The sequence below is a fragment of the Tistrella sp. genome (assembly GCF_002684955.1).
GTDB lineage: Bacteria > Pseudomonadota > Alphaproteobacteria > Tistrellales > Tistrellaceae > Tistrella > Tistrella mobilis.
On sequence record NZ_NYWI01000040.1, the window covers coordinates 64,877 to 89,393 of the forward strand.

Sequence of the window (24,517 nt, forward strand, 5' to 3'; positions counted from 1 at the left end):
GTTTCGGGGCGTGCAGGTCACTTCGCGATCGGCTCCAATCCGTGCCTGCGCAGGATATCCGCCCCTTCGGGACCTGTCAGGTAGTCAAGGAAGGCGACCGCAGACGGTGCGGCCTCTTCATCGGCGCCGCCCAGCAGGGCCGCCGGATAGCGCACCGGCTGGTGCAGCCGTTCGGGCAGCACCGCCAGAACCTTCACATCGGGTTCGGCTGCGGCATCCGAGGCATAGACGATCCCGGCCGGCGCCTCGCCACGGGCCACCAGCGACAGCGCGACCCGGACATTCTCCACCGGCGCGGTGCGCGGCTCGATCTTCGACCAGATGCCGAGCGAGGTGAGGGCGTCGCGGGCATATTGCCCGGCCGGCACACTTGCCGGATCGCCGATCGCCAGCCGGCCGTCGGCGCCGATCACAGCATCGATGGTGGCGGACAAGGCGGCATCGCCATCATCGGCGGGCGGGGTGGCCCCACTGTCCTTCGCCACCACCAGCACGACCCGGTTGGCGGCATAGGGGCGGATCTCGCGGGTCAGCCCGGCCTTTTCGACCTCGTCGACCCATTTGGGATGGGCCGAGATGAACAGCGTCGCCGGCGCCCCGGCGATGATCTGCCGGGCCAGTGTGCCCGATCCGGCAAGGGAGACCTGAGGCGCCTCTCCGCCCTTGGCCACAAAACCCTTGCCGGCTTCATCCATCACCTCGGCAAGGCTGGCGGCGGCAAAGACCAGCAATGGCCGGTCCGCGGCCTCTGCCCGGCTCTGGCTGGTGGTGACGGCAAGGGCGGCAAGCAGCAGGCCGGTCAGAAAGGCTTTCATGGGGGGCTCCGCTATATCTGGATGGATATAACGGTGAACGAGCCAATCCCCCGCGTCAATGGGCACGTCACCTGAAGGTGGTGAACATGCCCGCCGCCTGTAGCCGCTCAGCGCAGCAGATGGTCGAATTCGGCCAGCACCTGTTCATAAAGGGCGCGCTTGAACGGCACGATCATCCGCGGCAGGTCCTGCGCCGGCAGCCAGCGCCAGCGGTCGAATTCGGGATGTTCGGTGGCAAGATCGATATCGGCATCGGTGCCGAGGAAGTCCATGGCGAACCATTTCTGGCGCTGGCCACGATACCTGCCGCCCCAGACCTTGCCGATCAGCTCCGCCGGCAGGTCATAGGTCAGCCAGTCGGCAGTTTCGGCGAGGATCCGGGCCTTGTCGGTGCCGATCTCTTCCTTCAGCTCCCGCAGAGCGGTGACCTCGGGGCTTTCCCCGGGATCGATGCCGCCCTGGGGCATCTGCCAGGCCTCGGCCGTGGTGTCGATGCGCTGGCCCACGAAAACCTCGCGGGCGGGGTTGAGCAGCATGATGCCGACGCAGGGACGATAGGGAAGATCGGCAGGATCCGCGGCCATGATGTTCTCCGGGGCAATTGTATCTTGGGGGGCGCGCCGCACGCCTGTTCGCGGCGCAAGTCACGCGCTCAATGCCCGCCACCATGGGCCGCGCCGCCAGGGGCATGGGCGTCGCTGGCCGGGGCCGGGGTGCTTTCGGCCGGCGCCGTGGTGGCCGGTGTCGAGGCAGGGCCCGACACGGCCGGCGGGGCCGCACCGCCATCGGGGGCAAGGCCCGGCGCCTCGGCAAGGGCCGTTGCCGGCGCGAAGGCGACGCCGCGGCTTTCGATGGTGCGGATCCAGTTGGCCACCCGTTCCAGGGTGACCGGCCAGGCATCGGCCACGGCCAGCGCCTTGCCTTCGCGCCGGGCCAGGCTTTCCAGCGCGTTCAGCCGCTGATCGATCGCCTGAGGCGTCGCCACGGCGTCGACCGTCAGCCGCGCGGTCGCCCGCGGCACGCCGATCTCGCGGGCGAGTGCCGCACCGACATCGGTATCGCTTTCTTCCTGCACCACCATCATCACGCCCCGCTCCTGCAGCTCGTCGAGCACGGGCCGGAGATGCTGGGGGGAGCGCATGAACCGGTCGCCCATCAGCGGCTTCACCCCGACATAGCCGGTCACCCGGCTCAGCGTCCATTGCAGTCGCTCGCGGTTGCGGGCGGGCTCCAGCGTCGTCAGCAGGGCGGCGGGGCCGGCGTCGTTGCGCGGATAGCCGTCGGGCTCCATCGGCAGTTCGATCATCACCTCGTGGCCGGCCTGACGGGCAAGGCCGATCCAGCGGCCGAGTTCCGGCGCATAGGGGGAGAAGGCCAGCGTCACGGCGCCCGGCAGATCGATGGCCGCCTTGGTCGCCGTCTCGGAAAAGCCCAGCCCGCCGATCACCAGCCCGACCCGGGGGCGGGCATCGCTGCGATCGAAGGGGCGGGCATAAACCTGCCAGGGCGCCTCTCCGTCGGTGCCGCGCACCGGCAGCGGGCCCTGGGTGCTTTCCTGGGTCAACCCGGGGGCGGGGGCCGGTGTCATGGTTACCGCCGCATCCGGTGCGGTGGGCGGCGGCGGTGGCGGCGGGGTTGCGGGCGGCTGGTTTGCCGCCTCGCGTACCGTCGCCAGCGTGTCGCGGGCCAGCGGTTCCTCACGGCTGGCCTGGATCGGATTGCCGGGCGGGGCCGGGTCGGTGAAGGCCGGCATCGGCAGCACGATCAGCGGCAGATCCCGCTCCGCCTGCTTCTGCGCCTCGGTCTCCGGATCGGGCCGGGCGGCGGCAAGCGCGATCAGCCCGGCTGCTGCAACACCGGCAAGCGCAAGCAGGCCGGTGATGGTCCAGATCGTGCGCGCACCATCGCCCCGGCCGCTTGCGGCGGTCGGCTGGTCGCGCCTGCGTTTGGATCCTGCGGCCATGATCCGTCCCCGTCCGTCGCGCCCGGCCGTCCGATGATCAGCCGTTCAGGGCGAGCGCGTTGTCCCGCTGGCGGTTGAACAGGGCAACGCCCCTCAGCAGTTCCAGCGCCCGCTGCAGCTGATAATCCTCGTCACTGCCCGGCACCGGCGGGTTGCCGACCGGCGCCGCCGGCTGGGCGCCGGGGGCCGTGGCGCCCGGCTTTGCATCCCCCGGCTTTGCAGCGCCCGGCTGCACCTGTTCCGGCTTCGCATCGTCGGGCAGCGCCGTGGCCGGGGTCGTCGGCTCCTGGTCGTTTTCCAGATGACCGCGCAGATCGGCCTCGCTGCGCGGATGGATCACCACGCCCAGCGGCGAAACGATCGGCTGATCGACCACCACATCCGGCCCGATCCCCTTGGCCTGGATCGACCGGCCCGAGGGGGGGTAGTAGCGCGAGGTGGTCAGCCGCATGGCGCCGTGACCCGGCAGCGGGATCAGCGTCTGGACCGAGCCCTTGCCGAAGGATTTGGTGCCGAGCACCACGGCACGGCCATGATCCTGCAGCGCGCCGGCCACGATCTCGGAGGCCGAGGCCGAGCCGCCATTGATCAGCACCACCATCGGCAGGCCGTGGATCACGTCGCCGGCGCGCGCATTGAAGCGCTGCACCGCCTGCGGATCGCGGCCGCGGGTGGAGACGATCTCGCCCTGTTCCAGGAAGGCGTCGGACACCGCCACCGCCTGGTCGAGCAGGCCGCCCGGGTTGTTGCGCAGATCGAGGATCAGCCCGGTCATATGACCGGTCTCGCGCTCGAGCTTCGCGATGCCGTCTTCCAGCTGCTCGTCGGTCCGCTCGTTGAAGCTGCGCACCCGCATATAGCCGATCGAGCCCTTGGCTTCGACCCGCACCGCATCGACGGGGATCACCGCGCGGGTGATGTTCACGTCGAAATCCTGGGCGAGGCCCTCGCGGCGCAGCGTGACCACGATATTGCTGCCGGCGGGCCCGCGCATGCGCTCCACCGCATCGGCCAGGGTCAGGCCCTGCACCTGCTCGCCGTCGATCGCCACGATCAGGTCGTTCGGCTTCACGCCGGCCTTGTCGGCGGGGCTGCCGTCGATCGGCGAGATCACGCGCACCAGGCCCAGCTGGGTATCCATGGTGACCTCGATGCCGAGGCCCCCGAACTCGCCGCGGGTCTGGACCTGCATGTCCCGATAACCCTTGGCATCCAGATAGCTGGAATGCGGGTCCAGAGACTGCAGCATGCCGTTGATGGCCGCCTCGATCAGCTTCTCGTCGTCCACCGGCTCGACATAGTCGCGGCGGATGCGCTCGAACACCTCACCGAACAGATTGAGCTGGTTGTAGCTGTCCCGGTTGGCGGCGCTGCCCACCAGGGGCAGGGAGAGGACCACGAGGCTCACCAGCCCCGTGACGAATCCGCGTCGCATCGTCGTCCCGACCTTTCCTGTCGACCGTCTGCCGCCTGCCGGTGCTCCGGCCTCATTCCTGGTTCGACCTGTCGTCCCTGCCGTCATGCGGCTTCAGCCTCCGTTGGCGCGGGCGAGAAGCGGCGCCGGATCGACCGGATCGCCGCCACGGCGAACCTCGAGATAAAGATAGGCGGTTCCGCCCCCGTCGGCCATGGCGCCGATCGGATCGCCGGCGGTGACGCGATCGCCGACACGGGCGTCGAGCCGGCCGAGGCCGGCGAGAAGGGTATGATATCCGTCGCCGTGTTCCACGATCAAGAGCAGCCCATAATGGCGGAACGGCCCGGCGAAGGCCACCCGCCCGGCAAAGGGCGTGAGGACGGTGGCACCGGGGGGTGTTGCATAGGTGATGCCCGGCCGCTCCTGGCCTTCATGCACATCGCCGAAGCGCGAGACGATCCGCCCCGACACCGGCAGTCGCCTGGCGATGCCGGCACCGGGGGCGGGGATGGCGGCCACCTGGCGTTCGGGCGGGGTGCCGGCGACGCGCGGCATCACCGGATCGCGCGGCGGTGCCCCAGGGTTGGTGGCCGGGGCCGCTGTCGGTGGGGGAGGCGGTGGCGGGGGCGTGGCGACCGCAACCTGCCGCGGGGGAGGAGGCGGTGGGGGAGGCGGCGGCGGTGGGGGCGGTTTCGGCTTCGCCCGCGGGATCACCCCGGCCCGGGCCTCGGGGCTTGCCGGCTTGACCACCGGGCCGTTCTGCATGCGCTCGGCTTCCAGGGCGACCAGCAGGTCGCGGATGCCGTCGGCCCGTTCGGCCAGCTGGCGGGCGCGGCTCGCCTCCTGGGTCGCCTCGCTGTCCAGCGCGCTGGCGCGGCCCTGGCGGTCTTCGATCAGTTTTGCAAGCCGGACCCGTTCCCCCTCCAGCATGGTGCGGGTGGCGGCGATGCGCTCGCGCTGGCGCTCGGCCTCGGCCTTGGCACTGGCGAGGTCGGCAAGCTTGCTCCGCAGCGCCTGTGCCTCCGCCTCGATCTCGGGCAGGGTGGCACCCATCAGGATGCCGGCATGGATGGGGGCGGTCGCCGGGCCGTCGCGGGCGATCATCGCTTCGGGCGGCTGGCGGCGCAGCCGGATCAGGGCCTCGGTCAGCCGGCCAAGATGGGCGCGTTCCACCTGCAGCTCGGTCTCGCGCGCCGAGATTTCGGCTTCCAGCCGGGCAAGGGCGTCGCGCTGTTCGGCAAGGGCGGCTTCCTGGCGCTGAACGGCGGCCGCCGCTTCCCGTGCCTGCAGCCCCAGGGCTTCGGCTTCGGCGCGGGCATCCGCGGCGCGGCGTTCCAGCTCGGCCCGCCGGGCGCGGGCTTCGTCGCGGGCACGCTCGGTGGCCTGAAGGTCGCGACCGCTCGGCGGATCCTCGGCACGCGCCACCCGTACCCAGCCCGGCCAGACCGGGCCGGGCAGCATCAGGGACAGGGAAAGCGCGACCGCGGCCGCGCGGCGGCGACGGTCGCGTCGGGACATGGGATCAGGCGCCGGCCGCGCGGCGGGCCGGGGCGGCGTCGTGAATCAGCACCCGCCCGGTCATCTCCGCGGGCTGGGCCAGCCCCATCAGCTTCAGCACGGTGGGGGCAAGATCGGCCAGCCGGCCGTCATCCAGGCTCACCCCCTTGGGCGCACCGGCCCCGGCCAGCACCAGCGGCACCACATTGGTGGTATGGGCGGTGTGGGGGCCGTTGGTCTCGGGGTCGAACATCTGCTCGGCATTGCCGTGATCGGCGGTGATCAGGATGCAGCCGCCGACCTCGTCCAGGGCCGCCACCACCTCGCCCAGGGCGGCATCGACCGCCTCGGCGGCCTTGATCGCCGCGGCCAGAACGCCGCTATGGCCCACCATGTCGCCATTGGCGAAGTTGACCACGATCAGGTCGAAACGCTTAGAGCGGATCGCCTCGGCCAGCTTCGCGGTCACTTCCGGCGCCGACATCTCAGGTTGCAGATCATAGGTCGCAACCTTCGGGCTCGGGACCAGGATGCGCTCCTCGCCCTCGTAGAGCTGCTCTTCGCCGCCGTTCAGGAAGAAGGTGACATGGGCGTATTTCTCGGTCTCGGCGATGCGCAGCTGCTTGCGTCCGGCCTTGGCCACCACCTCGCCCAGAATGTTCTTCAGCTGGGTGGGCGGAAACAGGGCCGGGATCATCTTCGCCAGCGCCGAGGAATACTCCACCATGCCCAGCACGGCGGCGAAATCGGGGCGGATCGCCCGTTCGAAGCCGTCGAAAGCGGGGTCGATCAGGGCATGCAGGATCTCGCGGGCACGGTCGGCGCGGAAATTCGCCATCAGCAGCCCGTCGCCGGGCTTTACGCCGGCATAGTCGCCGATCGCCGCCGGATCGACGAATTCGTCGGTGGTGCCGGCGGCATGGGCCGCAGTGACCGCTTCCTCCGCCGTGGCGAAACGGCCGCCCCCGGCCTTCACGATCACGTCATAGGCACGGACCACCCGTTCCCAGCGCTTGTCGCGATCCATGCCCCAATAGCGGCCGCCGACGGTGGCGATGGCGATGTCGCCGGCGCCTGCAACCGCGGCTTCCAGCCGGCGGATGAACTCGGGCGCGCTCTTCGGCGGGGTGTCGCGGCCGTCGAGCAGGGCGTGGATGCGGACCGGAACACCCTGACCGGCGATGATCTTCGCCATGCCGGCGATATGATCCTGATGGCTGTGCACGCCGCCATCCGACACCAGCCCCAGAATATGGGCGGTGCCGCCCGATGCCTTGAGCGCCGCGATGAAATCGGTCATCCGTGGGTTGGTCGCCAGGCTGCCGTCGGCAAGCGCGGTATCGATCTTGGGCAGTTCCTGCATCACCACCCGGCCGGCACCGATATTCAGGTGACCGACTTCGGAATTGCCCATCTGGCCGGCGGGCAGCCCGACCTCTTCGGCCGAGGTGTTCAGGAAAGCCATCGGCTGTTCCGAGGTCAGCCGGTCCCAATTGGGGGTGTTGGCGAGCGCGATGGCGTTGTCGTCGGCGGGCGCGCGATAACCCCAACCATCCAGAATGCACAGAACGACGGGGCGCGGCGGCTGCGTATGGGCGGTGGTCATGGGGCTCGGATCCTCGGGCAACATCGGCGCAGGCGGTCGTGAACGGTCCTGCTTCTATCAGGTTTTCCGCTCTACATATAGGGGCTTGGGGCCGTGGATCACAGGCTGGCGGCACATGCCCCCGGCTTGTCACGATGGGCCGATCCGGGAATGTGCCCTCTCAATCGTCCCGCACAGCTGCGTCCCCGGACGTGGCCCGGGCAACCGACTCGGGATGCTCCGGCGCCCAGCTCGACCATTGCGGCCGGTCGATCGAGAAGAGGTCGGTGGTGCGGGCATACCAGCCGCCGCCGTGCATGCGGCCGATCAGGCCAAGGGCGGGGGTGTCGACATGGTGGCGGTCTACATCCAGGATGGCGTCGTCGCGAACATGGGCGACCAGCACCTCGCCCAGGATGATGGCCTGGCGGGGGCCGGTGGTGACGGCGGTGTGCAGGCGGCACTCGAAGGCGACCGGGGCGGTCGCGATCCGCGGCGGGCGCACGGCGGTGGAGGGCAGGGTGTCGAGCCCGGCCAGCGCCAGCTCGTCCACGCCGGGCGGGGCATCGATGCAGGTGATGTTCATCTGCGGCGCCACCGCTTCCGAGACCAGATGCACAACGAACTCGTCCGTCGCCAGAATGTTGGCGGGCGTATCCTTGAACCGGTCTTCGGGGTGGCGGAGCATGCCGATCGCCAGGATCGGCGGCTCGTGGCCCATGCAGTTGAAGAAGCTGTAGGGAGCGGCGTTCACCCGGCCTTCGGTCGACAGCGAGGTGATCCAGGCGATCGGGCGGGGGGTGATGGTCGATCCCAGGATCTTGTAGCGGTCGGATGCCGCCATGCGGCGCATGTCGAATTCCATGGGTCCCCCGGACAACTGGCACTGGATCTGCCCGACGGCCTAGTCCCGGTGGTAGGGATGGCCGTCGAGGATGGTCTGCGCACGATAGATCTGTTCGGCGATCAGTGCACGTACCAGCATGTGGGGGAAGGTGAGGCGGCCGAGTGCCAGAACCAGATCCGCCTGATCGCGGAGCGAGGGCTCCAGCCCGTCGGCACCGCCGATGACCAGGGCGACCTCGCGCCGGCCGCTTTCGGCAAAACCGCCGAGCGCTGACGCGAAGCCCCGGCTGTCGAGCAGGCGGCCGCGTTCATCCAGCGCCACCAGGGTGGCACCCTGGGGCAGTTTTGCGCGGATCGCCGCCGCCTCTTCGGCCTTCAGCGCCTCACCCTGCAGGGTGGCCTTGCGGGCCTGGACCTCCACCAGGGTGAAGGGCCAGCGCAGGCGCCGGACGTAATCCTCGACCAGGGCCGCTTCCGGGCCGCCGCGGGCGCGGCCGACCGCGACCAGCGTCACCTTCAGCATCAGGCTCATGGCGCAGGCCTGGCCGTGCGTGCCGGGTTCTGTTCCGGCCTGCGGGGGAGAAGGTCAAGGGGCGCAAGGTGCAGCCCCGCGCGGCCCGGCCCGGACCGCGCGGTGACACCGCGCCGGATGGCGCCCGTCACTCGGCGACGCGCTGGGCGCCGTCGCCCGGCAGGTTGGCGCCCCACATCTTCTCCAGATTGTAGAAGGCGCGCACTTCCGGCCGGAAAAGGTGCACCACCACCGGGCCGGCATCGACCAGAACCCAGTCGGCCAGGGGCAGGCCCTCGGTCACCGGCAGCTGATCGCCGGAGGCCTTGATGCGCATCTCGAGCTTTTCGGCGATCGAGGCGACGTGACGGCTCGACCGGCCGCTCGCGACCACCATGTAGTCGGCGAAATCGGTCTTGCCGGCCAGGTCGATGATCACGACGTCCTCGGCCTTGTCGTCGTCGAGCGACGCGCGGACCAGATCGAGCACCTGGTCTGCGCTGAGCGGTGCCGGCGGCGTCGCGGGCACCGTGATGGGACTGTCGGTCTGCAACAGAGCGAACCTCATCAAGCGTTGGCGGGGGCGGGGTCAGGAGCGGCGGGTCGCCGGAGCGGCCGACCGCGAACCCCGCAGGCGCCATGGTGTAACCATAACAGGCATCGCGGCTTTTCGCGATGGTCTAGCGAGGTGGGGGCCGGCGAGGTGGGGCAGCCGCTGGCCGCGGCCGCCTGCCCTCGCGGATTTCGGTGGCCGAACGCGGGTCCAGCCTGCCATGCAGCAGAACCCAGGCCGGCGGTGCCGTCCGGGGCAGGGCGCGGGCCCTGGCCTCGGGCAGGCGGTGGCGGGCGAAGCGCCGGGCGGCGGGGGCGGCCGCTGCCCGGGCGCCATAGCCGGGACGATCGATCACCAGCAGCGGCAGCTCTGCCATCAGCTCCCGCCAGCCGCGCCAGCGGTGCAGCTCCGCCAGGCCGTCGGCCCCCATGATCCAGACGAATCTGATATGGGGGCGGCGGGCCTTGAGGGCACGCACCGTGTCGAGGGTGAAACGGGTGCCGAACCGGCTTTCGATCGTGGTGACCCTGAGCCGCGGATGCCGGGCGAGGGACCGGGCACCGGCAACCCGGTCGGCGAGCGGCGCGCTCACCCGCCCCGCCTTCAGCTTCAGCGGGTTGCCCGGGCTCACCAGCCACCAGACCTCGTCGAGGCTCAGCCGCCTTAAGGCTCGCAGCGCGACATGGACATGGCCCTCATGCGCCGGATCGAAGGATCCGCCATAGAGGCCCACCGTCATGCCCCGGCGGCGGCCCGCGGCCCGCCACAGCGGGTCGCCCAGGGCCGCATCGGGGACCGCCCGCTCAGGCGCGAAGCGTGCCCTGGCCGCGAACGACATATTTGAACGTGGTCAGCTGTTCGACGCCCACCGGGCCGCGGGCATGCATGCGGCCGGTGGAGATGCCGATTTCGGCCCCCATGCCGAATTCGCCGCCATCGGCGAACTGAGTGGAGGCGTTGTGCATCACGATGGCGCTGTCGACCTCGGCCAGGAACCGGTCGGCAGTCGCCTGGTCGTCGGTCACGATGCTGTCGGTGTGGTGAGAGCCATAGGCCTCGATATGATCGATCGCCCCGCTGACCCCGTCGACGACCCGGGCCGAGATGATGGCGTCCAGATACTCCGTCCGCCAGTCCTCGTCGGTGGCCGGCACCACACGGGGGTCGACCGCCTGGACTGCCTCGTCACCGCGGACCTCGCAGCCGGCGTCGAGCAGCGCCGTCACGATCGGCGCCAGCATCCGGGGGGCGGCGTCCCGATCGATCAGCAGCGTCTCGGCCGAGCCGCAGATGCCGGTCCGGCGCAGCTTGGCGTTCATCACGATCGCCCTGGCCATTTCGGGATCGGCGGCCCCGTCCACATAGACGTGGCAGAGACCTTCGAGATGGGCGAAGACCGGCATCCGGGCCTCGGTCTGGACCCGCTCGATCAGCGACCGGCCGCCGCGGGGCACGATGACGTCGATCAGCCCCGAGGCGGCGAGCATGGCACCCACCGCCGCCCGGTCGGTAACCGGCACCAGCTGCACCGCATCGGCGGGCAGGCCGGCCGACGTCAGGCCCTCGACCATGGCGGCATGGATGGCGCGGGACGAGCGGAAGCTCTCAGAGCCGCCGCGCAGGATCACGGCGTTGCCGGCCTTCAGGCAGAGCGCGCCGGCATCGGCCGTGACATTGGGGCGGCTTTCGTAGATCACGCCGACCACGCCCAGCGGCACCCGGACACGGGCGATATGCAGCCCCGTCGGCCGGTCCCATTCCTCGATGACGTGGCCGACCGGATCGGCCAGGCGGGCAACGTCTTCCACGCCCTTGGCGATGCCGGCGATGCGGCCGTCGTCGAGCGCCAGGCGATCGAGCAGGGCGCCGGTCAGCCCACGGGCACGGCCGGCGGCCATGTCTTCGGCATTGGCGGCCAGGATTGCGGGCACGGCGTTGCGGATCGCCGCGGCCGCAGCCATCAGCCCGGCGGTCTTGGCCTCGGGCGTCGCCTGGGCGAGCGCGCGCTGCGCCGTGCGGGCGCGGCGGCCCATATCGGCGATCAGGGCGGCGGTGTCCACCGGAGCATGACTGTCTGCCGGTTCGGCCGGGGTGGCGACCGGAGCGGCCGAAACGGTCCGGGGGGCGGTGCTCAGGGTGTCGGTCATGACGCTTGGGCCTCCTCCGTGTCGTCTCCGGTCGTGGCGGGCATGTCGCCGCCATGGAAGACGAGGTCGTCGCGATGGATCATTTCGTCCCGGCCGCGGAAGCCGAGGATCTGCTCGATCTCCGCCGAGCGGTGGCCGGCGATGGCGCGGGCATCGGCATCGCCATAGGCCGCCAGGCCGCGGGCGATCTCGCGACCGGCGGGGTCGACCACGGCCACGGCGTCGCCGCGCTGAAAGCGGCCGGTCACCAGCCGGATGCCGGCGGGCAGCAGACTGCCGCCGCGGGCGAGCGCCTTCACCGCCCCCTCGTCGACGGTCAGCGTGCCGCGGGGGCTCAGCCTGCCGCCGATCCAGCGCTTGCGGGCGGTATGGGGGGTGGTCTCAGGGTCGAACCAGGTGGCGCGGCCGCCTGCTTCCACCGCGCTGACCGGCCCGACATGGCGGCCGAGCGCGATGACCATGGCGCAGCCCGCCGCACCGGCGACCCGGGCAGCGGCGAGCTTTGTCGCCATGCCGCCGGTGCCGACGGCCGAACGCGAGCCGCCGCCCATGGCCAGGATCCGCGGCGTCAGCCGCGGCACGCGCGGGATGTGGCGCGCGGTGGGGTCGATTCCGGGATCGGCGGTATAAAGCCCGTCGATATCCGACAGCAGCAGCAGCAGATCGGCCGATGCCATTTCGGCCACCCGGGCCGACAGCCGGTCGTTGTCGCCGAAGCGGATCTCGGCGGTGGCGACGGTGTCGTTCTCGTTGATCACCGGCACGGCCCCCAGCTTGAGCAGGGTGCCGAGGGTGGCGCGCGCATTCAGATAGCGCCGGCGGGCTTCGCTGTCTTCCAGCGTCAGCAGCACCTGGGCGACCTGTATGCCGTGGGGGCCGAGGACGGTTTCATAGGCATGGGCCAGACGGATCTGGCCGGTGGCGGCGGCGGCCTGCTTCTCTTCCAGCCGCAGCACGCCCTGGCCGAGCCCCAGCAGCCGGCGGCCGAGCGCGATCGCGCCCGAGGAGACCACGATCACCTCCTGGCCGCGGGCGCGCATCCGCGCGATGTCGTCGGCCAGGCTGCGCAGCCAGGCGTCACGCAGCCGGCCGGTGGTTTCGTCGACCAGAAGGGCGGATCCGACCTTGATCACCACGCGCTTCGCGGCACGCAGGCCCGCCGCGGCGGGTGTGTCTGCCAGGTCGGTTCCGGCGATCGTCACCGTTTCCTCCCGCGGGCGGGGGCGTCCCCATCCTCGCCGTCATCCGCCGGCCCGTCTTCGTTCTCGTCTTCGTCTTCGCCGTCGTCTTCGAAATCTTCGTCGTCGAAATCGTCGTCATCGTCATCGATGTCGTCGTCGTCGAGGTCCTCGTCATCGAGGGCGTCCTCGTCGAGATCGTCTTCGTCGAGGTCCTCGTCATCGAGGTCGTCATCCTCGTCGGTGTCGATCTCGTCTTCGTCCCCGTCGCTCTCGTCCCCGTCGCTCTCGTCCTCGTCATCCCAATCGTCCCAGTCCTCGTCGTCCGAGGCGGTGACGACCAGGCGATCGGCTTCCAGGCCGTCGACCAGGTCTTCGTATTCGTCGAAGAGATCCGAACTGCCGGCACGGGCGCGGCCTTCGGCCGGGGCGTCTTCCGGCGGCGGCAGGCGCAGCAGGGGCGCGCGCTTCTGGGCCGAGGCGTCGACGGGATCCTCGGCCACGCCGAACTCGCGGCGCTGGCGTTCCCGCGCCTCGCGTTCGGCCTCGCGCACCGCATGGACATGGGGGAGAAGGGCGTGCAGCGCCTCGGTCACGCCCCGGCGCGACACGCCGGAGAGCGCCAGCACCGGCCGGCCGAGCTCTTCCTCGACATAGTCCTTCACCAGCGCCAGGGTATCGTCGTCGACCGCGTCGATCTTGCTCAGCGCCACGATTTCGGGCTTGTCGATGATGCCGTGGCCGAAGGCTTCCAGCTCGCCGCGCACGATCCGGTAATCCTTCACCGGATCCTCGGCGGTAACGTCGAGCAGGTGGAGCAGCGCGCCGCAGCGCTCGACATGGCGCAGGAAGCGGTCGCCGAGCCCATGGCCTTCATGGGCGCCTTCGATCAGCCCGGGGATGTCGGCCAGCACGAATTCCTCGTCGCCGGTCCTGACCACGCCCAGATTGGGGTGCAGCGTGGTGAAGGGATAGTCGGCGATCTTGGGGCGTGCGGCGGTGACGCCAGCCAGAAAGGTCGACTTGCCGGCATTGGGCAGGCCGACCAGCCCGGCATCGGCGATGACCTTCAGCCGCAGCCACAGCCAGCGCTCGGTGCCCTCGGTACCGGGATTGGCCCGGCGGGGCGCCTGGGTGATCGAGGATTTGAACCGGGCATTGCCGAAGCCGCCGCTGCCGCCGTCGCAGATCAGCACCCGCATGCCCGGCTCGGTCAGGTCGATCAGCATCCGCTCGCCATGCTCGTCCCAGATCTGGGTGCCGACCGGCAGGTGGATCTCGACATCGGTACCGCGGGCGCCGTGGCGGTTGCGGCCCATGCCGTGGACGCCGCGACCGGCCTTGAAATGCTGCTGATAGCGGAAGTCGATCAATGTGTTCAGGTTCTCGACCGCAACCGCGATCACGCGGCCGCCATCACCGCCGTCGCCCCCGTCCGGGCCGCCGAACTCGATGTACTTCTCTCGCCGGAAACTGACGCAGCCATTGCCGCCGTCGCCGCCGCGCACGTAGATCTTGGCCTGGTCGAGGAACTTCACCGGGGGCGACTTTCGAAGGGCGGACGGTCCCGATGGTGGGCGGGAGCGCCGTTCGCCTGCAAGATGAGGATGGGCGGGAACGCAAACAAGGGGGATGGCCGAGCCATCCCCCTCGTGTCGCATTTCCGGAACCGACGACCAGCCGTGACCTCAAGGCCCGGGCGCGCGTCGGTTCCGGCATGTCTCGCGTCGGGCGGCCGGCCTGGATCAGGCCTGCGCCGGCTCGACGTGAATGATGGTCCGGTCGTCGCGGCCGCGGCTGAAGGTCACGGTGCCGTCGGTCAGGGCGAACAGGGTATGGTCGCGGCCCATGCCGACATTCCGGCCGGGGTACCACTTGGTGCCGCGCTGACGGATGAGGATGTTGCCGGCGATCACGGCTTCGCCGCCGAACTTCTTGACGCCGAGGCGCCGGCCGGCACTGTCGCGACCGTTGCGGGAGCTGCCGCCTGCCTTTTTATGAGCCATCTCGGAGACCTCCGTGATGCCCGTCCGGGGCCGGATTGCCGCGAACGGGGAAAGTTGCTGGGAGAGCTGTCAGGTCTGGAACCCGTCGCGGACGCAGTGCCGCGGTGACGGGATCAGGCCGAAATCGAGGTGACGCGGATCTTCGCCAGGCTCTGACGATGACCGTTCAGGCGACGATAGCCCTTGCGCCGGGTCTTCTTGAAGATCAGCACCCGACGGGTGCGGACCAGGTCGACGACCTCGGCCGTGACCTTCGCGCCGGCAACGACCGGGGCGCCGATCTTCACGCCATCGGCGGTGCCGACCATCAGCGGCTCGAACTCGACCGTCGCGCCCGGCTCGACGCCCAGCGTCTCCACGGCGATGACGTCGTTCTCCGCGACCTTGTACTGCTTGCCGCCCGTCTTGATGACCGCGAACATGATCGATCTTCCCGATAGTCGTCATCACGCCGCCCATCCGGTGGTCCGCCGTCAGGCGGTCCGCCCGGCCGGCTCGCGGCGCGGAACAGTTGGAGTGGTTACACCCGCGGGTCACCCGCCGATCGGTTTCCCCGGCACCGCTCGGGCAGTGACCTGCCGTCTGCGATCATCGGGTGTCCCGCCTCGGGTTGCGGACGAAAGCGACCGGGTCGGCGCCGACTGTGAGATCGCCGCCGCTGCCCGGGACCCCGCGACTATATGTGTCGCGCGTCCTTTGTCAACAGCGACGGGCAGATAACCGACCCGCCGGAACCGCCCTGCAACCTCCGTTGGCACGTCGGGGTGACGGATCCTCGGGATCTGTTGCATTGCCGCAGCACTTGGCTATGCTCATGCGGCACGAGCTGCACCGGCGCGCGAGAGTGGCGGAATCGGTAGACGCAGTCGACTCAAAATCGACCACCGAAAGGTATGGGGGTTCGAGTCCCCCCTCTCGCACCATGAATTGCCGCCGCCCGCGGGTCGGGCGGCCCCGGTCAGGCGGCCCCGGCGCCCACCCCGAACCTCTCCCGATACGCCGCCGGCGTCAGCCCGGTGATCCGCTGGAACAGTTTGCGGAAGGATGCCGGGTCTTCGTAACCGGCCTCCCAGGCGATGCGGTCGACGGTGTCGGCGCTTCGTTCCAGCCGTTCGCGGGCGCGGGTGATGCGCAGATGCTGGCAGTATTCCACCGGCCGCAGGCCCGTCGCCTTGCGGAAGCGGCGCAGGAAGGTGCGTTCCTCCAGCCCTGCCCGTGCCGCCAGATCGGGCAGCCGCACCTCGCGCGCGCCCGTTGCCTGCAGCCAGTGCTGGACCTTCAGGATCGCCGCATCGCCATGGTCCAGCCGCGGCACGAACAGGCTGTAGGCGCGCTGTTCGCGGCCGGGCGGGTCGATCAGCAGGAAGCGGGCGGTGCGCACCATCAGGGCCGGCCCCAGCAGGCGGGCGATCAGCGCCAGACCCAGATCGGTCCACGACATCACCCCGCCCGCGGTCATCAGATCGCCGTCGTCGATCAGCAGCCGGGCGGTATCGACCCGGATGGCCGGGAAGCGGCTGGCGAAGCGGTCGTGATAATTCCAGTGGGTGGTGGCCGGGCGGCCGTCGAGCAGTCCGGTTTCGGCCAGCACGAAGGCGCCGGCGCAGACCGAGCACAGCACGGCACCCTCGCCATGGCGCGCCCTCAACCAGCGGGCGATCGGCGCTGCGGCCTCGGGCGTGATTGGCGCCGCCAGGCTGGGGGGCAGGATCAGGGCCGCTGGCCGGCCGGGGTGGCCGGGATGGCTGTCGAAGACCCGCTGCACCGCGCCTGCCGCATCGGCCTGCCAATGGCTGAGGCGGAGCGCCGGCCCCGCGGTCTGGTCTTCTGCGCGCAGCCGGTCGGCGATCAGGATCAGATCGCCGAGCCCGTGAATCGCCGCCTGCTGGACCTCGGGATAGAGCAGCAGGCCGATTTCGATCAGCCCCGGCGGGGTCTCGGCCATTTGTCGGATTCGCCTCTCTGAATGTCGGTTCCGCCAATCCACAGCCTGCCCGGGTCCGGCTAGCCTGTCCATCACTGCCCGGGCGCACCCGGGCGGAACCCCCTGTCAGGAGGCAGCCATCATGGCCAAGCGCGCCCTCGTCGTGATCGACGTCCAGAACGATTATTTCCCGGGCGGCCGCTGGCCGCTGGTCGGCATCGAGGCCGCGGCGGCCAATGTCGCCCGGCTGATCGCCACCTTCCGCGCGGCGGGGGAACCGGTGGTCCATGTCCGCCACGAATTTGCCGGTGAGGGCGCCCCCTTTTTCGCGGCAGGCTCCGACGGTGCGCGCATCCATGACAGCGTCAGCCCGGCAGAGGGCGAGCCGGTGGTGCTGAAGCACTTCCCCAACGCCTTCCGCGAGACCAGACTCGATGTGCTGCTGCGCGAGATGGGCGTGGACCAGGTCGTGATCGCCGGCGCCATGAGCCATATGTGCATCGATGCCGGCGCCCGCGCCGCCCGCGATCTGGGCTTCGAGGTCACGGTCGCCCACGATGCCTGCGCCACCCGCGACCAGGAATTCGGCGGCGTGACGGTCCCGGCCGCCCAGGTCCATGCGGCCTTCATGGCGGCGTTGGGCTTTGCCTATGCCAATGTCGTGGCGACCGGCGAGCTGGCAGGCTGACCGAAACCGGTCTGTCCCCCTTAGTCAGTGGCAGCTTTTGGCAATCTATGCCAAAATCTTTCTGGACTGAGGGGGATGACCATGGCGACTATGAATGTGTCGGTCACCGACCAGATGAAGATCTGGGTGGAAGGACAGGTCGAGAGCGGGCGTTATGGAAACGCCAGCGACTATATAAGAGACCTCATCCGGCGGGATCAGGACCGGAGGGCCGCACTTGCCGACATCCAGCGCCTGATAGACGAGGGCTTGGCGAGCGGCAGCAGCGGCCTGTCCATGCAGGACGTGCTGACGGAAGCTCGGCGGCGGGCTGCTTTGTCGGCAGACAATGGGCTATGAGCTTTCGCGTGCTGCGGTAGAAGATATCCTCGCTGCTTACGCCTACGGAATGGCTCAATTCGGCGTCCGTCAGGCTGAAGACTATCAGGCGGGCCTTTCGCGCCTGCTGCTCTTGATCGGGGAGCATCCGGAAATGGGGCGGGTCCGCCCCGAATTCAGGCCGCTGGTCCGTATGCTGGGCTATCGCCGTCATGTGATCGTCTATACGCGACGGCCGGACGGGAACGTGTTCGTTCTGCGCCTCCTCCACGGGCGGCAGGATATCGAGCGTCTTCTCGCAGACCTCTGAGTCCCCACCCTCACCCCCTGACCGCCACCACCATCGATCCCACCAGCAGAACCGCCAGCACCAGATTGACCGCCCGCGACACCCGCGGCCGGCGGAGCAGGCGGGCGAAGCCGGCGCCGAGCAGCAGCCAGACGACATGGCTGGCGGCGATCGAGGCCGCCAGGATCAGGATCCGCGGCCCGATCTCACCCGGCGTGGTGCCGGTGCCGGCGAAGAGGGCGGCGAAGGCCAGCCAGGCCTTGGGGTTGGTGACCGCCAGCACCACCCCGCCGGCCGGCCCCGGCGGGCGGCTGCCGGCCTGGGGTACGCCGGGGGGCGGGGCGGTGGCGATGCGCAGGGCCAGGTACAGGATATAGCCGGCCGATATGATCAGCAGGACGGTCGCCACCGCCGGCTCCGCCAGCAGCAGCGAGGCGAGGCCGGCGGCGACCGCCGCCATGACCGAGATCGTCCCGAGCGCGCTGCCCAGGGCATAGGGCAGGGCCCGGGCCAGGCCGAAGGCGCTGCCGGTTGCCGTCATGGCGATGGTGCTGGGGCCCGGGCTGAAGGTGATCGCGAGGCTTGCGGCGGCAAAACCTGCAAGCTCGGGCAGGGCGGCAAGCTCGGGCAGGGCGGCAGGCCCGGGCAGGGCGAGGCTGGAGAGAGCGGCCATCGATCCGGCTCCTGTACGCTGAACGAAGACGGGGGTAGTGTGGCAGTATGACTGACCTATCTGCCAACCCTGGACCAGAGGCCCCGCTGCCGGGGCTGGAGACGGCCCCCGCCGCCGAGGCGGGGGTCCGGCTGCGCATGGGCGCAGGCGCGCCGGGCGTCGAGCGGCTGGCCGCGGCCTTCGACGGCCGGGCCTTCGCCCCCCATCGCCACGATACTTACGCGATCGGCATCACCACCCATGGCGTGCAGAGCTTCCGCTATCGCGGTGCCCGCCGGGCCTGCCTTGCCGGGCAGATGCATGTGCTTCACCCGGACGAGCTTCATGACGGTGCCGCCGGTACGCCCGGCGGCTTCGGCTATCGCATCCTCTATGTCGACCCGGCGCTGATCCTGGCGGCGCTGGACGGTCGGCCGCTGCCTTTCGTCGCCGATCCGGTGGTGGGCGCGACGGCGATCGATCCGGTGCTGTTGCATGGGCTTGCCGATCTGGATACGCCGCTCGGAGACATCGAGAGCGCCGAACTGGTCGGCGGGCTGGCGGATATGCTGGGCCGGCTGGATCGGTCGATCCCGCAATCGGCCCCGGGCGGCCGGCTGCCGGTCGCGGCGCTGGAGCGGGTGCGCCGGCTGATCGCCGACGATCCCGCCACCCGCCATACCGCCGCCGCCCTGGAAGCCGTTTCGGGCCTGGATCGCTGGACGCTGGCCCGCCAGTTCCGGCGCGCCTTCGGCACCAGCCCCAGCCGCTATCGCACCATGCGGCAGCTGGACCTCGCCCGGGCGGCGATGCGGCGGGGCATGGCGCTGTCGGAAGCGGCACTGGACGCGGGTTTCGCGGATCAGAGCCATATGAGCCGCGCCTTCAAGCGCGGCTATGGCCTGACCCCTGCCCGCTGGGCCGGGGCGGTCGCGGCGCGCTGAGCCGCCGTCCGGGCCTGGATCGCCTTCACCACCGCCGCCATGTCGAGGCCGTCATGGCCGGCGGCGAGCGTTTCGCCGAACAGGCTGTGGCAGATGTCGAGAACCGGCGAGGCGATCTCGGCCGCCCGCGCCGCTTCCGCCACCAGCCGCGCATTCTTGAACACATCCGGAATCGAGGCCTGAACGCCGTAATCGCCGGCCCGCAGCTTGGCGAGCTTCATCCGCGACACCGCACTTGCCATCGGGCCGGCATCCAGCACCTCGACGAAGCGGTCGAGATCGAGCCCATGGCCTTCGGCGAAATGGAAGGCTTCGGTCAGCCCGGTGACCATGGTGATCAGGAACAGGTTGACCGCCAGCTTCATCTGCAGCGCCCGGGGCACGGCGCCGCAGGCGACGGTCTGGCGGCACATCGGCGCCAGCAGCGGCTCGACCCGCGCCACGTCTTCGGGCGCGCCGGCCAGCATGGCGACCAGCTGCCCGGCCTCGGCCGGCGCACGGGAGCCGGAGACCGGCGCCTCGACATAACGCCCGCCGGCGGTGCGGATCTCGGCGGCAAGGGCACTGGAATAATCGGCGGGCAGCGTGCCCATGTTGACGATCACATGGCCCGCGACATTGGTCCGGAAGCGCGCGACGCTGCGGCCCAGAACCAGATCGGTCGAGGCCTCGTCGATCATCATCAGGATGACGACATCGGCGCGGCGAAAGACCTCGTCCGGGCTTGCCGCCACCTCGGCGCCGGCCGCGGCCAGGGCGTCGCATTTCTCTCGTGTGCGGTTCCACACCACCAGCGGCGTGCCGGCGCGCGCCAGGTTGAGCGCCATCGGCTGGCCCATCACGCCGAGCCCGATGAATCCGACGTTTTCGGTCATCTCGTCCTCCCGATCCGTAGCGGCCTTCGCTGCGGGGCCGTCACCCGGGAGAAGTTGGAGGAGGGCCCGGTGGATGTCTTGAAGGGTTGTGAAAAGCGCGGCGCCGGAAGAGGCGTGGGGTTGCCTGGCATTGATGCTATGACGGCTGGCTGTCCCTGCTACGGAGCGCCGACTTCTATGGTGACGTCCATGGTCGGCCGGTCGACATCCGGGCCGTGAAAACTGCCGGTTACCGGTAGGATCTGCCAGATGTTACGCGCCACTGCAACCGGGATCAGGTTCGCTGAACCTACAGCTCTGTTGGTCGGGTCGAAAGAGATCCAGCCGGCCCCGGGGACAAAGACTTCTACCCATGCGTGCGTGGATCCGGCAGCTGTTGATCCCAACTGATCTCCTGTCGGGTCATAAAGGTATCCGGATACCAGGCGTGCTCCGAAACCTAGTGTTCTCGCCGCTTCTGCGAAGAGAACGGCAAAGTCGCGACATGACCCCCATCCCCTGTCCAGCGTTTCGAGCGGCCCCTGAGTGCCTTCCGTTTCGCGTGGTTGATAGGCGATGTTGGCGGCGACACCATTGCTGAGATCTTTGAGCAGGGACAGCGTATCCGTCGGCCGCGCCATGACGAAGCGTCCAGCCCAATTCAAGAGTCTTTGAGCTGTGTCGGCATATTGAGGTCTGGCCAGGGCGCCTAGATCCTCCCAGTCGTCTGCGGAATAGAAAAACGGATAGCGAATGGCAGAGGCGGCGATCGGAAAAACCGGCCATGCCGGTGCACTGAGTTCAACGGTTGTTCGGGCCAGGATGGTGAGTGTCTTTGATGGCGTTTCGAAGAGCGCGGAGGCGACGGCGTTCCCGGCGACATCATGCGACCAGTCAATCCGGGCCGCAGGTGAAATATTGAGATCAAATGATATCAGCCTGAGTTCTCGAGTTTCGCGCGGCCGTAGCATGAATCGATGCTGGCCAAGTGTAACATCTTTATTGTATTTGTAAGATGTAGAGTGCATTATATTTATAATGGAAGTTTTTTTATTGATGCTATCTCTTTTCATTTTTCATCACCTTTCATTTAAGAGCTGCCTCTTCGATTATTTTAATTGATTTATTTTCGATAAATTTGTTTTTGATCTGGATAGAGTATAGCTTTCGGATGTCGGCTTCTCCTACGCCATCAGCGTGCATGATCAGTCGAACCATCGGATCGTTCAGCATTTCTTCAAGGACGAAGTCCAAGAGAGCCTTGCCAGTCAGTTTGTCTTTTGCCGTGGCGCGCTCCAGCGCAGCGAAAGGAACGGTGAGAGTGCGCACGAGGCCGGGATGTGAGGGTCTTGGAGGAAGGCGGATAAGCACGGATGGCCCTGGTCCGAATGCTTCGATGGTGGAAGGTTCTGAGTGCTGGACTTCGATATCGTATTCGCCAGCCGGCAGGGTTTCTGCGAAGTGCGGCAGTTCAAACTGTCGAAGGAAAACGACAGTAGTCCTGATCAGGAATGTCATTTGATAATCCTCTGCTTCAGCGGAGAGTATGAGAAGACGCGTCTGCCGGACTACTTCCTGCTTCCCGGGTCCAGACCTGAAAATCCGTCAATGTCGCGGGGCCAAAAGTCTGAACCAACGGAACATCCGCTGCGTCGCGGCCCCTTGCCACAAGGATCCTGGCCTTCCGCGGAGCGTTATGGCGGGGGTCGAAAACCCACCAGCGCCCGTCCAGAAATACTTCCATCCATGCCGAGAAGTCTCCGGGGGCGTCGGGCTCTGGCGTACTGATATGACTGAGATATCCCGTACAATAACGAGCGGGGATGTTCAGGCAGCGGGCGAACGAAATGGAGAGGTGTGCAAAATCACGGCAAACGCCATGTGCTTCTGTCATTGTCCTGGAGGCGGTGCGACTTGCATCTGCTTTCATGTAGTCAAAAGAAATATGCTCGTGAACAAAATCACAAATGGCCTGAACCCGAGCCCATCCTGGTTTGGTGTGGCCGAACAGGCCCCAGGCGTCTTTCGAGAGAATATCCGTGTCGCAATAACGGCTCCCCCGCAAATAGACGAGCGTTTCCACTGGAAGATGCTGGACGTCATGCTGACCTGCATCGGGTGATGCCGGATCAGTTTGGCCGGTGTCGCGAAACACACCGTCGGTCGACAGGGTGAAGTCACCAGCCGGTGCCACCATTCGTGTGCACCAGTTGCCGAAAATATCCCGGTAACTTTCAAGAAGCAGGCTTGGTGATGTTGCGAGATAGTCCGCGCGCTCCAGATCCCCGAAGCGCGAATAGTGGACATTGAGCATTGCGATCAGGGGTGTCGGCTGGGGAAAATTGTACACGAAACGACATCCGATACTTACGCGCATATCCATCTCCTGTCAGATGCCGCCGGTTAAAAATATGCACCACCGGTGCAGAGCCTCGGAGGTATTAAAAGACCCTGGCCAGATATTTCGTCATCCAGGCCTACCCCGATCAGGTGAAGCAACCTGATCGGGGAAAGATGCTTGCGAACCCACGCTTTAGAGTCCCTTCATGAAGGGTGGTGTGCGTGGGGCGCACTTTCCTGATGGATGATGCGGCTTTGCGAAATCTCTAGAGTTCGAGAGCGGTCAGGCAGGCTTGGGCAAGGTCCCGATCTGGCGTTTCCGCTCCGGGCATCGTCGCCCAACCGGCGGCCATCACGGCGTCCCGGCGCTGATAGGTCGAAGCAGCCCGGATGGTGGCCAGCTTTTCGGCACGGCTCGGGTCGGTGCGGGCCATATCGACACAAACCGGGACCAGGGCTGCGATGACATCGTCATGCGCCATTGTCATGGCCATTTTGTCGGCGTTGTTGCCTGTGACCCAGCCTCCCCAGGTGAATCCGACCACTGCGGTGAGGACTGCGCCCGTGATGGCACCATAGATGCCGGGCTTGAGCCATACGGGAATTTTCATGTCAAATCCTCCGGCGGAAATAGCACCGCCTCGTTGTCATTTTCTGCAACCTTGTGCCTCCGATCCAGGGTGAGGGCCAGTTCCAGGTCGGCGTCACTGATGCGGCGTATTTCGGAATGTCCACCGTGGCCGTCCAGGCCGGGGACTGTCAGGTAGGCTCCGGTCCTTCGATAGGCTGAAAAGCTGAGTCCCTGGAGAAGCTCTTCCTCCACCAGAATCTCATACGCACCGGCGGGAAGTTCATCCGGGTAACCGGACAAAGTGAACGGAGATGGATATGTGACTATGGATCTGGACGAACGTATGTTCATGTCCTGGCTCCGGATGTTGAGGGGCTAGCCTTTCATTGTCGGATGCCATCTCCATCCGTCGGAAGGAGATGGGCTGCCCAAGCTGCCAACCATCTTTAGCCGGGTATAGAAATTCGTGTATTGATCTATGTTAACGCATGTTGAATTTCTGTGGCGGAGCCCTATTTCTGAATTATGATCAAGATCGATAGATCGTAATTCTGCATAATTCTTACTTCAGAAGAGGGCCGGATTGATCAAGATATGCCGGGTCGAAGCCCGCCACCTCTGCAAGCCGTTCGCGATTGTCGAATGTCACGTGCCCATCCCGGAAGGTCACCAGGCCATCTTCTCTGAGGCGCCGCAGTGTCCGGTTTACATGAACGGTGCTAAGCCCAAGTGCGTCAGCCAGATGATGCTGAGCCAGCGGGCAGTCATAGCCTGACGTATCTCCCATTTGGACCAGAGCCAGTCTCATGCCAAGCTCAAGAAGGAAATGTGCCATACGAGAATCTGCGTCTCGCCTTCCAATACCTACAAGATGTTCGACAACCATCGCTTCATCTCGTGAAGCGGTCCAGAGAATTGCGGTTGCTAATCTAGGATTTTTTGTAAATATTTCAATCAGGTCATCGATCAAAATTTCAGCAGCGCGAATGTCCACGATGGGCTCGAAGGCATGATCCGATGTACGAAGCAGGACACTGCGTAATCCCAGGAAGTCTCCGGGTATCTGGACATCAACGATCTGACGGGTTCCATCTGGTTGAATCTTGTATGAACTCACCCAGCCGGCTGAAAGGATATAGGCTGTCCGCCTGGATTGCCCCTGATGCACCAGATCACGACCGGCCGCAAAGGATCTTTGGTGCCTGTGGAGGTGTTTCAGGGCGGCCTGCTCGCGGTCCGACAGCACGGCGAAGGCGGACAATTTTCGGGCCAGAGGAGTAATTTCGGCTGAATGCATCATGACCCCCCGAGGCGAAAGCAGATCCAGGACGCCAGATTATTGTACAGATTGATTTCCAGTATTGAAACTATCCCGCTGATCGGGAGGGGCGGTGTGGTTTTTCTGCCTGCGATTCGGTT

At 67.6% G+C, this 24,517-nt stretch carries 27 protein-coding genes, 1 tRNA gene and 1 pseudogene; 5 read left to right on the plus strand and 24 right to left on the minus strand.

Translation table 11 applies throughout. The features are described from left to right. Positions 1-17 precede the first annotated feature (17 nt). From modA to rplU, 15 genes and pseudogenes are all read right to left on the minus strand, one after another. Positions 18-815 carry a molybdate ABC transporter substrate-binding protein gene (gene modA, locus CMO28_RS14370; RefSeq protein WP_296714584.1) on the minus strand — a complete coding sequence of 266 codons (798 nt, stop codon included), beginning with the start codon at positions 813-815 and terminating at the stop codon, positions 18-20. A gap of 107 nt (positions 816-922) precedes the next feature. After that, positions 923-1,399: an RNA pyrophosphohydrolase gene (locus CMO28_RS14375; protein WP_296714587.1), complete on the minus strand. Its 477-nt coding sequence runs from the start codon at positions 1,397-1,399 to the stop codon at positions 923-925. 68 nt (positions 1,400-1,467) lie between these two features. Continuing rightward, positions 1,468-2,778 carry a divergent polysaccharide deacetylase family protein gene (locus CMO28_RS14380; protein ID WP_296714588.1) on the minus strand — a complete coding sequence of 437 codons (1,311 nt, stop codon included), beginning with the start codon at positions 2,776-2,778 and terminating at the stop codon, positions 1,468-1,470. A 37-nt stretch (positions 2,779-2,815) separates the two neighbouring features. Continuing rightward, a complete protein-coding gene (locus CMO28_RS14385) occupies positions 2,816-4,213 on the minus strand; it encodes a S41 family peptidase (RefSeq protein WP_296714592.1) in 1,398 nt (465 codons plus the stop codon). A 93-nt stretch (positions 4,214-4,306) separates the two neighbouring features. Next, positions 4,307-5,713 carry a murein hydrolase activator EnvC family protein gene (locus CMO28_RS14390; RefSeq protein WP_296714593.1) on the minus strand — a complete coding sequence of 469 codons (1,407 nt, stop codon included), beginning with the start codon at positions 5,711-5,713 and terminating at the stop codon, positions 4,307-4,309. 4 nt (positions 5,714-5,717) lie between these two features. Continuing rightward, a complete protein-coding gene (gene gpmI / locus CMO28_RS14395; protein ID WP_296714595.1) occupies positions 5,718-7,298 on the minus strand; it encodes a 2,3-bisphosphoglycerate-independent phosphoglycerate mutase in 1,581 nt (526 codons plus the stop codon). A gap of 160 nt (positions 7,299-7,458) precedes the next feature. Beyond that, entirely contained in the window at positions 7,459-8,142 is a 684-nt protein-coding gene (locus CMO28_RS14400; protein ID WP_296714597.1) for a flavin reductase family protein, read from the minus strand. Positions 8,143-8,181: 39 nt separating this feature from the next. Further along, a complete protein-coding gene (rlmH, locus tag CMO28_RS14405) occupies positions 8,182-8,655 on the minus strand; it encodes a 23S rRNA (pseudouridine(1915)-N(3))-methyltransferase RlmH (protein WP_296714600.1) in 474 nt (157 codons plus the stop codon). Between the two features lie 127 nt (positions 8,656-8,782). Further along, positions 8,783-9,187: a ribosome silencing factor gene (gene rsfS, locus CMO28_RS14410; RefSeq protein WP_296714601.1), complete on the minus strand. Its 405-nt coding sequence runs from the start codon at positions 9,185-9,187 to the stop codon at positions 8,783-8,785. 127 nt (positions 9,188-9,314) lie between these two features. Further along, positions 9,315-10,025: a nicotinate-nucleotide adenylyltransferase gene (locus CMO28_RS14415; RefSeq protein ID WP_296714603.1), complete on the minus strand. Its 711-nt coding sequence runs from the start codon at positions 10,023-10,025 to the stop codon at positions 9,315-9,317. Beyond that, positions 9,991-11,334, minus strand: a complete 1,344-nt coding sequence (locus tag CMO28_RS14420) for a glutamate-5-semialdehyde dehydrogenase (protein WP_296714606.1) — start codon at positions 11,332-11,334, stop codon at positions 9,991-9,993. Before CMO28_RS14420 ends, CMO28_RS14415 begins: the two co-directional genes overlap by 35 nt. After that, positions 11,331-12,536, minus strand: coding sequence for a glutamate 5-kinase (proB, locus tag CMO28_RS14425; RefSeq protein ID WP_296714607.1), 1,206 nt, complete (start codon positions 12,534-12,536; stop codon positions 11,331-11,333). The genes CMO28_RS14420 and proB overlap by 4 nt, the downstream gene beginning before the upstream one ends. A gap of 500 nt (positions 12,537-13,036) precedes the next feature. Next, a pseudogene (gene obgE, locus CMO28_RS14430) lies at positions 13,037-14,050 on the minus strand (GTPase ObgE); the annotation flags it as partial. 207 nt (positions 14,051-14,257) lie between these two features. Continuing rightward, positions 14,258-14,518 (minus strand): 50S ribosomal protein L27, encoded by a 261-nt coding sequence (gene rpmA / locus CMO28_RS14435; protein ID WP_014746481.1) that lies wholly within the window; start codon positions 14,516-14,518, stop codon positions 14,258-14,260. 113 nt (positions 14,519-14,631) lie between these two features. Next, positions 14,632-14,940 (minus strand): 50S ribosomal protein L21, encoded by a 309-nt coding sequence (rplU, locus tag CMO28_RS14440; protein ID WP_014746480.1) that lies wholly within the window; start codon positions 14,938-14,940, stop codon positions 14,632-14,634. A 416-nt stretch (positions 14,941-15,356) separates the two neighbouring features. Between rplU and CMO28_RS14445 the strand changes: the two genes are divergently transcribed. Next, positions 15,357-15,441, plus strand: a tRNA-Leu gene (locus tag CMO28_RS14445). Positions 15,442-15,476: 35 nt separating this feature from the next. On the opposite strand, the gene CMO28_RS14450 is transcribed toward CMO28_RS14445, so the two are convergent. Next, positions 15,477-16,463: a GlxA family transcriptional regulator gene (locus CMO28_RS14450; protein ID WP_296714611.1), complete on the minus strand. Its 987-nt coding sequence runs from the start codon at positions 16,461-16,463 to the stop codon at positions 15,477-15,479. Between the two features lie 121 nt (positions 16,464-16,584). Between CMO28_RS14450 and CMO28_RS14455 the strand changes: the two genes are divergently transcribed. From CMO28_RS14455 to CMO28_RS14465, 3 genes are all read left to right on the plus strand, one after another. Further along, complete coding sequence (locus tag CMO28_RS14455) at positions 16,585-17,130, plus strand: cysteine hydrolase family protein (protein WP_296714613.1); 546 nt, start codon at positions 16,585-16,587, stop codon at positions 17,128-17,130. A gap of 75 nt (positions 17,131-17,205) precedes the next feature. Next, entirely contained in the window at positions 17,206-17,469 is a 264-nt protein-coding gene (locus tag CMO28_RS14460; protein ID WP_296714614.1) for a type II toxin-antitoxin system ParD family antitoxin, read from the plus strand. Next, entirely contained in the window at positions 17,459-17,758 is a 300-nt protein-coding gene (locus tag CMO28_RS14465) for a type II toxin-antitoxin system RelE/ParE family toxin (RefSeq protein WP_296714616.1), read from the plus strand. The genes CMO28_RS14460 and CMO28_RS14465 overlap by 11 nt, the downstream gene beginning before the upstream one ends. Positions 17,759-17,768: 10 nt before the next feature. On the opposite strand, the gene CMO28_RS14470 is transcribed toward CMO28_RS14465, so the two are convergent. Next, a complete protein-coding gene (locus CMO28_RS14470; protein ID WP_296714618.1) occupies positions 17,769-18,410 on the minus strand; it encodes a LysE family translocator in 642 nt (213 codons plus the stop codon). A gap of 137 nt (positions 18,411-18,547) precedes the next feature. On the opposite strand from CMO28_RS14470, the gene CMO28_RS14475 reads away from it, so the two are divergent. After that, positions 18,548-19,333, plus strand: a complete 786-nt coding sequence (locus CMO28_RS14475) for an AraC family transcriptional regulator (protein ID WP_322111361.1) — start codon at positions 18,548-18,550, stop codon at positions 19,331-19,333. On the opposite strand, the gene CMO28_RS14480 is transcribed toward CMO28_RS14475, so the two are convergent. The 7 genes from CMO28_RS14480 to CMO28_RS14510 all read right to left on the minus strand — a co-directional run bounded on the left by CMO28_RS14480 (position 19,285) and on the right by CMO28_RS14510 (position 24,395). Beyond that, positions 19,285-20,457, minus strand: a complete 1,173-nt coding sequence (locus CMO28_RS14480; protein WP_323755097.1) for an NAD(P)-dependent oxidoreductase — start codon at positions 20,455-20,457, stop codon at positions 19,285-19,287. The genes CMO28_RS14475 and CMO28_RS14480 overlap by 49 nt on opposite strands. Next, a complete protein-coding gene (locus CMO28_RS14485) occupies positions 20,367-21,260 on the minus strand; it encodes a transglutaminase family protein (protein ID WP_296714623.1) in 894 nt (297 codons plus the stop codon). The genes CMO28_RS14480 and CMO28_RS14485 overlap by 91 nt, the downstream gene beginning before the upstream one ends. Positions 21,261-21,273: 13 nt before the next feature. After that, positions 21,274-21,705, minus strand: a complete 432-nt coding sequence (locus CMO28_RS14490) for a hypothetical protein (protein WP_296714625.1) — start codon at positions 21,703-21,705, stop codon at positions 21,274-21,276. Positions 21,706-21,721: 16 nt separating this feature from the next. Then, on the minus strand, positions 21,722-22,564 hold the full coding sequence (locus CMO28_RS14495) for a transglutaminase-like domain-containing protein (protein ID WP_296714627.1): 843 nt from the start codon (positions 22,562-22,564) through the stop codon (positions 21,722-21,724). 229 nt (positions 22,565-22,793) lie between these two features. Next, positions 22,794-23,138, minus strand: coding sequence for a hypothetical protein (locus CMO28_RS14500; RefSeq protein ID WP_296714630.1), 345 nt, complete (start codon positions 23,136-23,138; stop codon positions 22,794-22,796). Next, complete coding sequence (locus CMO28_RS14505; protein ID WP_296714632.1) at positions 23,135-23,449, minus strand: hypothetical protein; 315 nt, start codon at positions 23,447-23,449, stop codon at positions 23,135-23,137. The genes CMO28_RS14500 and CMO28_RS14505 overlap by 4 nt, the downstream gene beginning before the upstream one ends. Before the next feature lie 211 nt (positions 23,450-23,660). Beyond that, entirely contained in the window at positions 23,661-24,395 is a 735-nt protein-coding gene (locus CMO28_RS14510) for a Crp/Fnr family transcriptional regulator (protein WP_322111362.1), read from the minus strand. Positions 24,396-24,517 lie beyond the last annotated feature (122 nt).